14 protein-coding genes are annotated in these 13,741 nt (G+C 69.7%); 11 read left to right on the top strand and 3 right to left on the bottom strand.

Translation table 11 applies throughout. The features are described from left to right. The first annotated feature begins 96 nt into the window (after window positions 1-96). The 5 genes from KY572_RS38750 to KY572_RS38730 all read left to right on the top strand — a co-directional run bounded on the left by KY572_RS38750 (window position 97) and on the right by KY572_RS38730 (window position 5,709). Entirely contained in the window at window positions 97-1,716 is a 1,620-nt protein-coding gene (locus KY572_RS38750; protein WP_224248762.1) for a serine/threonine-protein kinase, read from the top strand. 343 nt (window positions 1,717-2,059) lie between these two features. Beyond that, entirely contained in the window at window positions 2,060-3,532 is a 1,473-nt protein-coding gene (locus tag KY572_RS38745; protein WP_224248761.1) for a serine/threonine protein kinase, read from the top strand. A 52-nt stretch (window positions 3,533-3,584) separates the two neighbouring features. After that, on the top strand, window positions 3,585-4,226 hold the full coding sequence (locus KY572_RS38740; RefSeq protein ID WP_224248760.1) for a GNAT family N-acetyltransferase: 642 nt from the start codon (window positions 3,585-3,587) through the stop codon (window positions 4,224-4,226). Continuing rightward, the gene (locus KY572_RS38735; RefSeq protein WP_224248759.1) at window positions 4,223-4,933 is read left to right on the top strand and encodes a hypothetical protein; all 711 of its coding nucleotides are present in this window, start codon (window positions 4,223-4,225) and stop codon (window positions 4,931-4,933) included. Before KY572_RS38740 ends, KY572_RS38735 begins: the two co-directional genes overlap by 4 nt. Beyond that, window positions 4,930-5,709, top strand: a complete 780-nt coding sequence (locus tag KY572_RS38730; protein ID WP_224248758.1) for a DUF4126 domain-containing protein — start codon at window positions 4,930-4,932, stop codon at window positions 5,707-5,709. Before KY572_RS38735 ends, KY572_RS38730 begins: the two co-directional genes overlap by 4 nt. Before the next feature lie 32 nt (window positions 5,710-5,741). Here KY572_RS38730 and KY572_RS38725 read toward each other — a convergent pair whose 3' ends face one another. Continuing rightward, entirely contained in the window at window positions 5,742-6,293 is a 552-nt protein-coding gene (locus KY572_RS38725) for a cysteine hydrolase family protein (protein ID WP_224248757.1), read from the bottom strand. A gap of 117 nt (window positions 6,294-6,410) precedes the next feature. Here KY572_RS38725 and KY572_RS38720 point away from each other — a divergent pair, with 117 nt between their 5' ends. Then, window positions 6,411-6,956 carry a hypothetical protein gene (locus tag KY572_RS38720; RefSeq protein WP_224248756.1) on the top strand — a complete coding sequence of 182 codons (546 nt, stop codon included), beginning with the start codon at window positions 6,411-6,413 and terminating at the stop codon, window positions 6,954-6,956. Window positions 6,957-7,361: 405 nt separating this feature from the next. Beyond that, window positions 7,362-9,041: an RluA family pseudouridine synthase gene (locus KY572_RS38710; protein WP_224248755.1), complete on the top strand. Its 1,680-nt coding sequence runs from the start codon at window positions 7,362-7,364 to the stop codon at window positions 9,039-9,041. A 93-nt stretch (window positions 9,042-9,134) separates the two neighbouring features. Here KY572_RS38710 and KY572_RS38705 read toward each other — a convergent pair whose 3' ends face one another. Next, window positions 9,135-9,623, bottom strand: coding sequence for a hypothetical protein (locus KY572_RS38705; protein ID WP_224248754.1), 489 nt, complete (start codon window positions 9,621-9,623; stop codon window positions 9,135-9,137). A 155-nt stretch (window positions 9,624-9,778) separates the two neighbouring features. Here KY572_RS38705 and KY572_RS38700 point away from each other — a divergent pair, with 155 nt between their 5' ends. The 3 genes from KY572_RS38700 to KY572_RS38690 are packed head-to-tail and all read left to right on the top strand — an operon-like array spanning window position 9,779 to window position 12,090. Further along, window positions 9,779-10,462 carry a hypothetical protein gene (locus tag KY572_RS38700; RefSeq protein ID WP_224248753.1) on the top strand — a complete coding sequence of 228 codons (684 nt, stop codon included), beginning with the start codon at window positions 9,779-9,781 and terminating at the stop codon, window positions 10,460-10,462. Then, window positions 10,459-11,214, top strand: a complete 756-nt coding sequence (locus tag KY572_RS38695; protein WP_224248752.1) for a hypothetical protein — start codon at window positions 10,459-10,461, stop codon at window positions 11,212-11,214. Before KY572_RS38700 ends, KY572_RS38695 begins: the two co-directional genes overlap by 4 nt. Before the next feature lie 30 nt (window positions 11,215-11,244). After that, the gene (locus KY572_RS38690; RefSeq protein WP_224248751.1) at window positions 11,245-12,090 is read left to right on the top strand and encodes an alpha/beta fold hydrolase; all 846 of its coding nucleotides are present in this window, start codon (window positions 11,245-11,247) and stop codon (window positions 12,088-12,090) included. A gap of 69 nt (window positions 12,091-12,159) precedes the next feature. Here KY572_RS38690 and KY572_RS38685 read toward each other — a convergent pair whose 3' ends face one another. Next, window positions 12,160-13,236 carry a hypothetical protein gene (locus tag KY572_RS38685; RefSeq protein ID WP_224248750.1) on the bottom strand — a complete coding sequence of 359 codons (1,077 nt, stop codon included), beginning with the start codon at window positions 13,234-13,236 and terminating at the stop codon, window positions 12,160-12,162. A 119-nt stretch (window positions 13,237-13,355) separates the two neighbouring features. On the opposite strand from KY572_RS38685, the gene KY572_RS38680 reads away from it, so the two are divergent. Next, window positions 13,356-13,688, top strand: a complete 333-nt coding sequence (locus KY572_RS38680) for a tellurite resistance TerB family protein (protein ID WP_224248749.1) — start codon at window positions 13,356-13,358, stop codon at window positions 13,686-13,688. Window positions 13,689-13,741 lie beyond the last annotated feature (53 nt).

Below are 13,741 nucleotides of genomic sequence, written 5' to 3'. Positions count from 1 at the left end.
CCGATTCTCATTTTCAATATTAAAGTGGGTCTCGGCGGCGGGCTGCCTCCTGGGGGCGCCTGTGAGCTATCGAGGTGTGGGATAGACTGCCGCGCCATGCGGGGCGCGACTCCTCAGGTGAACCATCCCACCCGGCTGTTGCAGGAGTACCTGGAGCAGGACGCCGTTCCCCGCGAGATCGCCATCGCCCGCTTCATGCGGGGGATGATGGCGCTGGGGTGCACGGCGTCGCTGCTGCTCGTCGGAGTGATTGGGTGGGGCCTGTCGCTGAGCCTCGCGGGACTGACGGGCGGGCTGGGCATCTACTACTCCGTCACGCTGTGGGCGCTGCGCCGGGGCCGCTATCACCCTGCCCTGCCGTGGGTGGACAGCGCCATCACGGTCTCCATCCCCGCGGTGGCGTGCGCCATCGAGGTGCGGTTCCACGGCGCCGAGTATTCCCTCACCACGCCTCCGGCGCTCGCCTGGGGCGCTCTCATCGTGGTGTGCGCGCTCCGGGCCGGCAAACGGCTGGCCTACTTCGCGGCGACGCTGGCGGCGGTCGAGTACATGCTGGTCTACCTGCTGCTGATGAGGCCCGCCCTCCCCCCCGTCACGCTGAGCACGCTGACGTTTCCCATGGTGCTGCTGCGCTGCGTGTTCCTCTTCGCCTATGGGCCCCTGACGGCCACCCTGGCCAGCATCATCATCAACAAGGCCGAGGCCGCGCTGCGCGCCATCCGCGAGAAGGATGTGATGGGGAAGTACTTCCTCCACGAGCGGCTGGGCGCCGGCGGCATGGCCGAGGTGTTCCGCGCCACCTACAGCCCGGAGGGCGGCTTCGAGAAGCAGGTGGCCGTCAAGCGCGTCCTCCCCGCCTATGCGGACGACGAGGAGTTCCTCGCCATGTTCCGGCGCGAGGCGGAATTGGGCTCGCTGCTCATCCACCCCAACATCGTGCAGGTGCTCGATCTGGGGCGCCACCAGGGCACCGTCTTCCTGGCCATGGAGTACGTGCAGGGCCTGACGCTGAGCGCTCTGCTGAAGCAGATGCCCGAGCAACGACTGCCCCCGGCGGTGGTCAGCTACATCGGCGCGGAGATCGCCTCGGCGCTCGCGTACATGCACAGCCGCGCGGACTCGGATGGCCAGCCGCTGGGGCTGGTGCACCGGGACCTCAATCCGCCCAACATCCTGCTGTCTCGCATTGGCGAGGTGAAGCTGTCGGACTTCGGCATTGCCCGCGCTGCCAACCGCTTCTCCCTGACGCAGGCGGCGGAGACGGTGCGCGGCAAGGCGGGCTACATGGCACCCGAGCAGGTCCGCGGCGATCCGCTGGACGGCCGGGCGGACCTCTTCGCGCTGGGCCTCACCCTGCACGAGGCGCTCACCGGGCAGCCCACCCTGCACGGCCACAACCAGGCCGCGCTGATGACTGCCTCCATGCAACAGGCGGTCATGCCTCCCTCCCACTTCGTGCCGGGCATCTCTCGCGCGCTGGACGGCATCATCATGGGCCTGCTGCGACATGACCGGGAGCGGCGCACTCGCTCGGGCGAGGTGCTCCAGCAGCAGCTGCTCGCGCTCACGGGCTCGGAGGCCCCGCTGCCCGAAGGCCGGCGGCAGTTGATCGAGCTTGTGCGAGAGGCCACCTCCGCGCCCGTTCCGCTCATGCCGGACGTCGGCCCCACCGCCAAGACCGTACCGATGGCGCGTACCCGACTCATCCGGCGGTGAGCTCGGGCCCCTGGGAACACTGCATGGAACTCGGGCGGCTCAGAGCACCGACCCACAGCCCAGGGACACAGGTCGCGGGTCCCTCGCTGCGGGGCGGGTCCCCCCGTCGCTGACGGGTCCGCCCGCCCCGGCGTCCCGCTCTCCCTCAATCCACGGCATCCAGCGGGCCCTCGCCTCCCCAGGCTCACACCTGGGCACGATCCTGGCGAACCGGTACGGCTGTCCTACAGGCTCGTGTTCATCCCTGGGTCTTCCGCAGGCTCAACCCATGAGAGCGGGTTACAAGCGTGTCACCTGTGCGGTAGGGTCTCGTTCCGCTATCCGCCTCACGGGAGTGGATGTCATGCGCGATCAGGAGACCTTCTTCGAGCCCCCTGCCCCCGAGCCCGGGGACACCCTGGACTCCTGGCTCGTCCTCGAGCGCCTGGACTCCGGTGCCTATGGCGTCGTGTACCGAGTCCACCGCTCTGGGCATCCCGAGGCCGGCGACTTCGCGCTCAAGCTGGCCCGAAAGGTCTGGGATGCGCGCTTCGAGCGCGAAGCCGACCTCCTCCAGCGCATCCAGCACCCCTCCGTGCCACGCTTCGAAGACACGGGCTTCTGGACATCGCCTCGCGGCCACCGCTACCCCTATCTGGTCATGGAGCTGGTGGTGGGCTCGACCCTCTATGAATGGGCCATGGACCCTCCGCCCAGCTCTGTGCGGGTCATGCTCGTCCTGGCCCAGGTGGCGCGAGCCATCGATGCCGTCCACTCCGTGGGTGCGGTGCACCGGGACGTCAAGGGAGACAACATCCGTGTCACCCCCGACGACCGCGCCTTCCTCGTCGACTTCGGCAGCGGCTGGCTCCCGAACGCTCGCCCCCTGACGGACACCACCGCGCCTCCGGGTACTACCCCCTACCGTGCTCCAGAAGTGTTGCGCTTCATGTGGCGCTTCCGAAGAGATCCCGATGCCCGATGGCGGGCCCAGGCTTCCGATGACCTCTACGCGTTGGGCGTGACGGCGTACCGGCTGGTGACCGGCACCTATCCGCCTCCGGTTATCGAAGAGGAACCTCGGAAGCTGTTGCCCCCGAGCGAGCTCGCCACGGTGGCACCGGCACTGGAAGCCATCATCCTCCGGCTGCTCTCGGAGGACCGCGAGGCTCGCGGTACTGCCCGCGAGATCGCCGAGGCGTTGGACCGCGCCCTGAGCGAGGCAGGGCCAGCAGGACACAGAGCCATCGTTCCCACAGCGGCTGCAGCACCCACCGAGGAGGGAGTGCCACCACCGAGCCGCGAGACCAGGTCCAGCACGTCCCGGCGCTCGAATTCCTCCCCTACGTCCGAACCCGAGCGCTCCACACCCCAGGGCGCCTTCCCCATCTGGCTTTCATGGGCGAGTGCAGCCATGGTCGGTGGGCTGGTGGCAGCGGTGATATTGGTGATGCTGGACTGGGGACGCCCTGCATTGCCTCAGCCGGAGGCCTTGCCCCAGCAGGTGACTCAAAGAGTCCAGGAGGAGAAGCCGGACGCCGGTACAGCAGGGCTCGGGGACGTCGCGGCGGAGGACCAGTCCCCCACGTCTCTTCAGGACACCCCCACCGGCGGCGTCCTGCCAGCGGGGATTGGCCGGCAGATGCCTCCCTCGCCCTTCAATGGCCAGCGAAAGCCTCCGTGCGAGCCCAGGATGGAGACGGCCATCCGCGGCGGCTGCTGGATTCTGATCGGCCGCATGGAGGCTCCATGTGGCGCGAAGGCGTTCGAGTGGGAAGGCTTGTGCTACAGCCCCTCCTTCGACGCTCCCAAGCAGCCCACCTCTGGCGAGCCGTGACCATGGAGGCCTCGAAGGAGTGCCTCTCGTGGAGCATAGTAGAACCCACTTGATGAACTCGCCCACTCCCACGGTCGCGCACCCGCCCTACCTGCTGCGAACACCACGCCTCCTGCTGCGCTGCCTGCAACCCGAGGATGCCGCGCGCCGAAAGGAGGCCGTGGACTCCAGCGGAGAGCACCTGGACCTCTTCTTCCCTCCCTCTCCCGAGGGACGTCCGTCTCTGGACAGCCACGCCGCGCAGATCCGCAGGTTCCGCGGGAACTTCGATCTGGACCAGGATCGCATCTATGGCGCCTTCGACCCGGAGTCGGGACGGATGCTGGGCGAGAACTACCTGCTCAAGCGCGCCGGCATCGCCGCGCTCGAGGTGGGCTACTGGCTCCGCCGCGACGCCGGCGGTCAGGGGATCGCCACGGAGATGGCCTCGGCCATGGTCAAGACCGCCTTCGAGTTCGACAAGGTGCTGCGCATGGATCTGATGTGCAGCCCCTCCAACGAGCGGAGCGCGGCGATGGCGCGCCGGCTGGGCTTCACCTTCGAGGGACGCCTGCGAGACCGGCAGCTCGCGGCGCACCACGTCCGAGGCGACATCCTGTGCTTCACCCTGTTGTCCACGGAATATCCACGGACTCCGGCGAGCCAGCTCCAGCTCGAGGCCTTCGACTTCCTGGGACGACCGGTGACGCCATGACGAGCTCCTCTCCGCTGGCCGTGCGTGAGGAGCACGAGCTGGCGCTGCTGCTGTCCGGAAGGTGCCGCCGATGCGCGGAGCGGCTCCCCGGCGGCACGGCGCTCCGAGGCCGCAACTGCCCGAGGTGCGGTGAGGCGACGCTGCCGAGCACCACCGATCGCATGGTGCTGCACGAGCTCCAGGGCTCGCAGTCGGCCGTGCGGCTGTGGCTGGCGGTGGCGGCCGTGACGGCGGGCGCGCTGGTGGCCAGCTGGTTCCCGCTCATCAACTCGGTGCTGCTGGCCGGAGCGCTGGTGTGGATCCGCTTCACCATCGTGAAGCCGGGGCTGCGGCTCCTCACGCCTCGGCGGCGCATCGTGACGCGGTGGACGCTGCGCCTGGCGACCGGCTGCTTCCTGGCGCTGAGCATCATCGTGCTGGAGCTGCTCACACTCGTCCCTGGCGCGGGGGCGCTCGTGAAGACGGTGGTGAGCGCCATCGAAGTGGCGGTGGCCGGGGTTGCCACCCGCCGCTACCTCTCGTGGCAGGTCGGCCGCGAGGGACGCGGTGAGCCCGTCGCCCTCTGGGAGATGGCGCTCCTGGTCTTCTGGGCCGCAGCGCTGCTGGCGGTGGTGGCCGGCATGGTGACGGTCGTCTTGTGGATCCTCGGCAAGCTCGGACTGCTGCAGGGCCAGGTGCTCGGCGTCATGCCGGAAGGCAGGCCATGATCTCCTACGCACTGGTCTCTCAGCTGCTCGGGCTGGGCAGCGCCTCCGGCACCCGGGCGGGCCTGAGCCTGCTGGCCGTCGCCCTCGCCTCGCACCAGGGCTATGTGTCGCTGCCACCCCAGCTCCAATGGATGGCGCACCCCGGCGCCATGGCGGCCTTCGCCGTCATCCTCGTCTTCGAGATGATCACCGACCGCGACGAGGACATGCACATGCTGCTCGGGCTGGTCCAGTACGGACTGAGCGCCGCCAGCGGGGCCATGTCGGTGATGGGCTCGATGAGCGTGCAGACGGAGCAGGTGCCCGACTGGGCGGTGGGCGCGGGCGGCGCGCTGTTCGCGGTGGGGACGCTGGCGCTGCGGCGACGCGTCCACCTCGAGTTCGCGGGCCTGGAGAGCGAGTTCTTCCACCCCATGAAGTGGCTCAACCGGTTCATGGAAGGTGGAGTGCTGGGGCTGTGCATCGCCATCTTCGTGGCCCCGGCGGTGGCGCTCATCCTCGTGGTGCTGATGGCCGTCGCCGGCGTGGTGGCGGCCGTCATGGCACACCGGATGGAGGCCCGGCTCTTCCGCCGCCCATGCCCGAGTTGCGGCACCGCCATCCGGGCGGAGGCCTCGCGCTGCATGCACTGCCGGGCCGAGGTCCCCGTGACGAAGCAGCTCGATCTGCGGATGGGAGACAAGGCGCAGGCGGCACTGCGGGGAGCCCTCACCTCGGTGGTCTCCGCCGCCGAGCGACTGGGTCGCACCGAAGAGTCGTCCCGCAGACCGGGCTGAGCCTCGTCCTACCGAAGCAGCCGCCGCAGGGCTCAGCCGCGCCGCGAGAGGATGTCGCGCGTGCTCTCCACCCGCGCGACCAGGGAACCGAGCGCGGCCAGGAAGGCGTTGTGCACGGTCCGCCCGGGGATGATCTCGGAGCCCGAGCGCAGATCCGGAGCGGCACAGGCGTCGGCGGCCACGTGCGTGTTGAAGCCCAGGTCCGCCGCGGCACGCGTGGCGGCGTCCACGCACATGCTCGTCATCATTCCGCAGATCACCACATCGGTGATGCCCTTCTCCCGGAGCCAGGTCTGCAGCGGCGTGTCCTTGAATGCGTTGACATGGTGCTTCACGAGCAGGCGCTCTCCCGGAAGGGGCTGAACGTTCGGATGGATCTCCGCTCCCGGCGTCCCGGCGCCGAAGAAGGGCGCGTTCGGCGACTGGACGATGTGCTGGATGTGGATCAGCTCCTCACCGCCCTTGCGGAAGCCATCGATCAGCTCTCGCGCCCTCAGGCTCGCCTCCTCCGAGCCAACGAGCTCCATCTTCCCGCCGGGGAAGTAGTCCTTCTGGATGTCGATGACGAGCAGCGCGCGCTTCATCCGTGACTCCTGGGCCTTGGGTATGACGCCCTTCTACCACCCCGTGGAATGACCGTGGCGCGCTGCGCCGAGGATCTCCGCACCGGAGCTCGGGTGGGGGACGCTAGAGTCCGGAGCATGACTCCCTCTCACGCTCCGCGCTCGGCCATGCGCCTCCTGGTCAGTCTCGCCCTCGGCCTGCTCACGGCCTGCTCCGGAAGTGCCACGGGCGAATGCCAGGGCACCCTCTCGGGACAGGCCGTGAGCTGGCCCATCGACTCCGGCGACACCAAGGTGTTCTCCACCCGCTCGGAGCGCTACGGCACCGTGCGCGACTACGCCCGGCTGCTGTACACCTCGGGCGAGGACAGGCAGTTCGGGGTGGAACTCGAGCTGGGCGTCAACTCCATCGAGAGGGAGGAGGGCCCCCGCATCGTCAACCTCCGGGGCTCCAGCACCGGCATCACCACAGAGGATCCCGCCATCGTGAGCTGGCAGGGCTGGATCAGCGACGAGACCGGCTCGGGGACGGGCTTCATGGATCCCCCCGGCATCCCCCAGGACGTCACGCTGCGCATCGACCGGATCCTCAATAACTCCAGCGGGACCTTCTTCAACGGCAGCTTCACCTACCGCTACGCGGATGGCAGCGCGCTGGATTGCTCCTTCGACATCGAGTCATGACGCACGTGGTCGCACATTGAAGGTTCAAAGCCTTCACTCAACCACATCAAACAACTCACCGCACATCCGCCGACAATTCCTCCAGAGCCCTCCGTCGAGGGCAGGAGTCTCTCAACCCAAGGGCGCGGCGATGCGGAAGAAGCGACTGGGCGAGCTGCTTCTGGCAACCGGGCTGGTGGATGACATCCAGCTCCGGGCGGCACTGGGCTTCCACTACAAGTGGGGGCGTTCCCCTGGGACAGGTGGTGGTGGACAAGGGCTTCTGCACCGCTCAGCAGGTGCTGGAGCTGCTGTCCAACCAGGTGCACCTGCCCACGGTGGAGCTCGATCGGGAGACGTTGGAGCCCAGCCTGACGGAGGTGCTGCCGGTGGAGACGGCCGAGGCGTTCGTGCTACCGGGAGGGAGTGGAGACGTGCGTCACACCCTTCGAGCCGCAGCCCGCTCCGCGCGACGTCGCCGAGGCCTTCCCGAGTCCGCTGGACGAGCTCGGTCCTCACGCGCTGGCACGTCGGGCGGCGGAGGTGATGCAGGCGGAGCTCCGAGCCGGCTTCATCGCTCCAGGCGTCTCCGCCGCGATGCTCGACGGCCCCGAGGGCGGGAAGATGTTCGGCGTGCTGGTGGTGCGACAGCCCGATGGCCGCATCGGCTTCCTGCGCTCCTTCTCCGGCATGCTCGATGGACGCTGGGAGGTGCCGGGCTTCGTTCCTCCCCTCTTCGACCACGAGGTCCGCGCCCGGGTGGAGCCCGCCGGGGAGACCGTGGTCAAGGCGCTGCTCGCCCGCGCCGAGCAGCTTCGGACTTCTTCGGAGTTCGTCTCGCTTCAGACAGCCCACGAGGCAATGGAGGCTCGCCACGCTGCGGAGCGCGAGGCGATGCGAGCCCTGCACGAGGCCCGGCGACGGAAGCGCCACGAGCGGCGAGCGGAGCTGACGGCAACGACCTCTCTCGAGGAGGGCCTGAAGCGAGAGGCTCTCCATGCGCTCGATCAAGAGAGCCGGGGCGACAAGGCGGAGCGGCGCCGGCTGGAGGCTACCCAGGAAGAGGAGCGGCGAGCCATCGAGCCCAGGCGCGCGCGGCTCGAACGGCGGCTCCGGGCTCTCGAGCGCCTGCGACGGATCGTCTGCCGTGCGCTCATGAAGCGGATCCACGACACCTATCTCGTTCCCAACGTACGGGGCGAGCGTCGCTCCCTGCGAGCCCTGTTTGCTCCCGGAGAGCCTCCCTCGGGCGCCGCCGACTGCGCGGCTCCGAAGCTGCTGGCCCATGCCTTCACGCACGGGCTGCAGCCGCTGGCGCTCGCGGAGTTCTGGTGGGGCGCCCCGCCTCCCTCGGGAGGCCGCGTCGCGGGCGCGTTCTACCCGGCCTGCCGCGACAAGTGCGGCCCCCTCCTTCCCTTCCTGCTGGAAGGCCTGCGCGTCTCCCCGCCAAGGACGTTCTCACTCCCAGCCGTGACGGCCGTGGACCTGCCCGTCGTCTTCGAGGACGAGTGGGTCGTCGTGGTCGACAAGCCGTGCGGCCTGCTCTCCGTGCCCGCACGGGACGAGTCGGTGACGGACTCGGTGCTCGCCCGGCTGCGCATCCGCTACCCGCACGCGACGGGCCCGCTCCTGGTGCATCGGCTCGACCTGGACACCTCGGGGCTGCTCGTCGCGGCCCTCGACCCGGGGACGCATGCGGACCTGCAGCGACAGTTCACCCAGCGGGAGGTCCAGAAGCGCTACGTGGCCTGCGTCGAGGGTCACGTTCGTGGCGAGCGCGGCACCATCGCCTTCCCGATGCGCGTCGACCTCGATGACCGGCCCCGGCAGATCCACGATCCCGTGCATGGAAAGCACGCCGTGACCGAGTGGCACGTCCTCGAGCGCCACGGCGAGCGCACCCGGGTGGCGCTCTTCCCCCTCACCGGGAGGACCCACCAGCTGCGCGTCCATGCGGCGCATCCCCTCGGCCTGGGTGCTCCCATCGTGGGAGATCGCCTCTACGGGCGCGAGGCGGACCGCCTGCACCTGCACGCCGAGTCGCTCTCGTTCCGGCATCCGCGAACAGGCCAGCGCGTCACCTTCGAGCGCCCGGCGCCGTTCTGAGCACCTTCGACTCGGGAGCCCTCCGGCCGCGCCGCGGCCCAACTGGTATGCCTGTCATACCAGTTCGCGGCGATGAGACCGCCCGGGGCTGCCTCACCGCCCGAGGAGCCGCGGGCGGCGCAGCGAGAGGACCTCGTCGACGATCCTCCACGTCTCGTGGCCCTGCGCATCGAGGACGAGCGCACCGTCGGGCCCCGTCTCGCGGACCCACACGAGCCTGGCTCGCAGGGGCAGCGTGACCGGCAGGCTCCACCAACCCTTCATCACCACGCGCGAGTCGAAGTCCACCCACGTCCTCACCCGGTCCCGAGGCACCGCCTCCATGCCCAGCGTGTGCAGGCGCGGTGTCATCCGGACGTCCTTCGAGCGCCCGTAGAGCGCCTCCATCGCCCGGCGATAACCCCACTCGCCGTGCTCGCCCTCATACTCGCGCTGCCAGCGGCCCTGGCGCAGCGCCTCGAGGTTGGGAGGCACGTCTCGCACACGGAACCGGGGCGCGTAGTGCCGGAAGGCTCGATCCAGATCGAACCGCTCATCCGGCCCGGTGGAGTGGAAGGACCAATCCTGGAAGTAGGCCGTCAAGTGGGCCTCCGCCTCATCCCGGTGCGGCGGAGGCAATGGAGTCCCCAGAGGATTCGCCACATTCATGGGGCCATGATCTCCCATTTCCGGCCGCTTGCGTGTGCCATCCGGGTCAGGTGACTCCGGGAAGGGGTCTGCGGCAGACTCACGAGATCTTGCTCTTCCGCCGCACTGCCGCTGCCCTCGTCTGTCTCAGTCCCGCCGCCGCCCTGGCCGGGATGCCCAGCTACTACCTGACGGACATCGCCTCCCTGCGCATCCAGGCCATCTCGTTCTTCGTGGTCGTCTTCCTCGGGGTGACCCTGGTGGTGAAGGCCCTCTGGAACCGGCTGCGCAAGGATGTGCCCACCCTGCCCCGCCTGAGCTTCCCCTCGGCCCTGGCCCTGGTGTTCCTCTGGGGGCTCGGCTTCCAGCTCGTCCTCTCGATGATCGCCGGCGGACGCGAGCTGATGACCCCGGGAGCGTGGGAGAAGCAGGGCGCCACCTACAAGCTGCGGCAGACAGAGCTGCCTCCGGAGAAGGACCTGCTGCTCGAGGCCCGGCGCCAGCGCCTGGAGGAGCTGCGCGTGGCGCTCTGGGCCTATGCCTCCCAGCACGACCGGGCGTTTCCTCCGAGCGACTTCGCCCCGGGCATCCCCGAGGAGCGCTGGCGGGTGCTCGGCAGCTCCGGGATGCACTTCATCTACGTCAGCGGGCGAAAAGCGGACGAGCCCCAGGCGCCCCTCGCCTACGAGCCCGGAATCTTCGGCAGTGAGCGCTGGGTGCTCTTCACGGATGGAGACATCCGGAAGATGCCCCTGGAGTCCCTCCACGCCGCGCTCGGGGGCTCCACGCCATGAGCCGGATCGTCTGGTTCATCCTCTGGGGCTTCATCGGCGTCCTGGTGCTGCTGGTCGTCCTCACTCTCATGGACCCCTGGCTCTTCCAGGTGCCCTGGCATCTGGCGACAGGGTGGGTCGCGTTCATCCTGCGCGTCTTCCCCCAGATCACCTGGCGCTGGGGAGGCATCGCGCAGACGGCCGTCGTCGTCGCGGGGCTGGGCGTGGGCACCCACTATTTCCTGCGCTGGCTCTGGCGGCAGCGGCACGCCCAGCAGGACGGCGCCCCGGAATGGCCCGCGCGCTGGAGCGTGTCGCTGGTGGCCCTGCTCGTGCTGCTCTTCCTGGCGACGATGTCCACCGTGGGCATCGGCCACCACGTGGGCTGGCTCGCCTCGAGCCGCGACCCGCTGACCAAGAGCTCCTGGTCGTTCATGGCGCACACGCTGAGCGGCGAGTCGGACTCGGCGGACTTGTGCGAAGCGACGCTGGAGCTGGTGAAGAAGGGCGTGGCCGACGCGGACCTGAACCGTGCGCTGCTCCAGGCCCAGAGCTCGCGCGCGATGATGGAGACCCGGCACGTGGTTCCCCTGCGCAAGCCGGGCGGCGACCCTGGCTTCCTCATCTTCTCGCGCGATCCCTTGGAGCGGGAGCGGACAGGACTGCTCCCCTGCGAGCCGAACTCCGGCTCCACCCGGAGGGAGCGCTACCCGGCCAGCCTGCTGCCCCGACTGCTCGCGGGCGAGCCGCTGCCTGTCGCCCAGGAGAAATGATCTGGACGGGGCGAGGAGCACGGGAGCGCCATGAGCAGCCCCCTGCAGCTCGATGACTGGGGCGGCACCGGTCCGGTGCTGCACCTGACCCATGCCAACGGCTTCCCACCCGGCAGCTACCGCAAGCTCATCGAGCTGCTGAAGTCGCGCTACCACGTCTTCACCCTCCGCAGCCGCTCGCTGGTGCCGGGAACCCACCCGCTGGAGATGCGGACGTGGGACGACATGGCCGACGATCTGGCCCACGCCCTGCGAGCCCAGGGACTGAAGGGCGTGGTGGGCGTGGGGCACAGCATGGGAGGAGTGGCCACCCTGCTCGCCTCCGTGAATGACCCGGGGCTCTTCCGCGCCGTGGTGGCGCTGGATCCGGTGCTGCTCACGGGTCCTCGGCTCCTGCTGGTTCAGGCCCTGACCCTGCTGAGGATGCGCCACCGGATTCCCCCCGCGAGCCTGGCCCGGCGCCGCCGTGAGTCCTGGGGCTCCCGAGAGGAGGCCGCCGCCAGCTATCGCAAGAAGGCCCTCTTCCAGCGGTTCGATCCCGCCTGCTTCCAGGACTACCTCACCCACGGGCTCACCGAGGCGCCCGGCGGTGGTGTCCGGCTCACCATCCCCACGGCCTGGGAGGCCCGCATCTTCGAGACCTCCCCCCGCGCCAGCTGGCAGCGACTGCGCTCGGTGAGGGTGCCGACGCTGGTGGTACGCGGCGGTGACAGCGACACGCTCACCCCAGAGGCCCTGGAGCGCGTCCGCCGCACCCTCCCCGGTGTTCGCACCGAGGAGCTCCCCGGCACCACCCACCTCTTCCCACTGGAGCAGCCCGAGGAGTGCGGACGGCGCATCCTGGCGTTCCTCGAGGAGCTGTCTCCCCTCGAGTGAGCCGTCAGCGACGCAGCGGCAGCTCGACCACGAACGTGGCGCCCTGGCCGGGCAGGCTCGACGCAGACCCTACTTCGGCCACAGCGTCACGGCCCGCGCCGTCTCGGAGCTCCAGACGAGCTTGCGGCCCCGGTACAGCCGCGGATGCGCGCCGGAGTCGGCCAGCGAGATGAGCAGGTATGCCCCGCGGGCCCGCAGGCTCATCATGTCGTTCGGCCGGAACGGGTACGACGGGAGCGCCACCACATTGCCAGGCTCCAGCCGCCGGAGGAGCCCCGTGGCCAGCGTGTCGTTGCCGAAGGGCGTGCCCCAGACGGCCAGGGAGTGCAGCCCGCCGCGGAACTCGACCCACTGGCCCTCGGGCTGCTCGGGCGACAGCTCGTAGAGGGGATCGAGCACCGCGTCGTCCTCGATCTCCCGCGCCTCGAAGCGCGGATCGAGCTCGCGGATCGACCGCACGCCCAGCTCCTTGCGCATGGGCAGGGCCGCGGTGCCGAGCCCATCCGAGGAGTCCTTCGTCTCCATCCGGAGCCACCTTCCGCCCAGGAAGGCGAAGCCGTGGGCCTTCATCGGCGGAGCCTTCCGACCGAGGGTGGACTGGCGCCCCTTCCCGTCGAGCTCCACCGTCTGCGCACGCTCCTGGCTGGGGGCGGTGCCCTCCAGCGTGAGCCCGAGCAGCCGACCATCCGGATCGAACCCGTACTCGATGAGCTCGCCCTCCGGAGGCAGCGGCAGCTCCTCCACGGCGCCGGTGACGAGCTCCACCACGAAGAGCCGATCCCGGAACGCCTGGGACGGGAAGGGCTCGGGGAAGGTGGGCCTGCCCACGATGGGCATGGCGACGGCGCCACGCCAGAAGCGCACCGCGCCGCGCTTGCCGTCACGGCTCAGGGCGGTGCTGCCACCCTGGCAGTCCGCCGGGAGGCGCGCGAGCACCCGGCGCTTCGAGGAGGAAGGATCCCACTTGATCCACTCGCACTGGCCTGAGACGGGCTCGAGCAGGGAGACCGTGGTCTCGGTGGCGGGAAAGTCCGGGGCCAGCGGCTCGGCGGGGGTGGCGGGGGCTTGCGCGGGGCCCGCCGCGCGTCCAGGGACCAGAGGGGCGAGCAGCAGAGTGACGAGCAGGACCAGGCAGGGAGTCTTCAAGGTCCCGCCATTGTTCCACAAGGCCCGAAGCGGGCGAGAACCCGGACGCACCGAGGCCCCCTGGAGTGGACGAAGGCAGGCAGGCAGGCCACTCTCCCGGGCCGGAGGCAGCCTCACCGATGACGCAATCCCCCCGCGACGACAGCCGCTTCTACACCGAGGTCCTCAAGCTGCTCCTGCAGGTCATCACGAGTGACGACCAGCTCGAGCCCGAGGAGCTCCAGGAGTTCTCCACGGTGGCCAGCGGCTGGAACGTGCCCCCCGACCAGGTGACGGCGCTCCTGGCCTGTCTGAAGGAGGGCAAGCCCCTGCCCGCGCCCGACATGGGCCTGCTGCGCAGCCGGCCGCAGGACGTCATCCAGGCCGCGCGAATGATGGCGGCCAGCGATCAGCACGTCGACAGCGACGAGATCGGGATGTTGATGGAGATCCGCACGCTGCTGGGCATCTGAGCGGCTCTGTGTGCAGTTTCTGCGGAGTGCGCCCCCGCCCTGTTCCGTGACGC

This window comes from Hyalangium gracile, from assembly GCF_020103725.1.
Taxonomy (GTDB): domain Bacteria; phylum Myxococcota; class Myxococcia; order Myxococcales; family Myxococcaceae; genus Hyalangium; species Hyalangium gracile.
The sequence above is the reverse complement of the archived record's forward strand: the minus strand, read 5'-3'. Positions and strand labels throughout refer to the sequence as shown.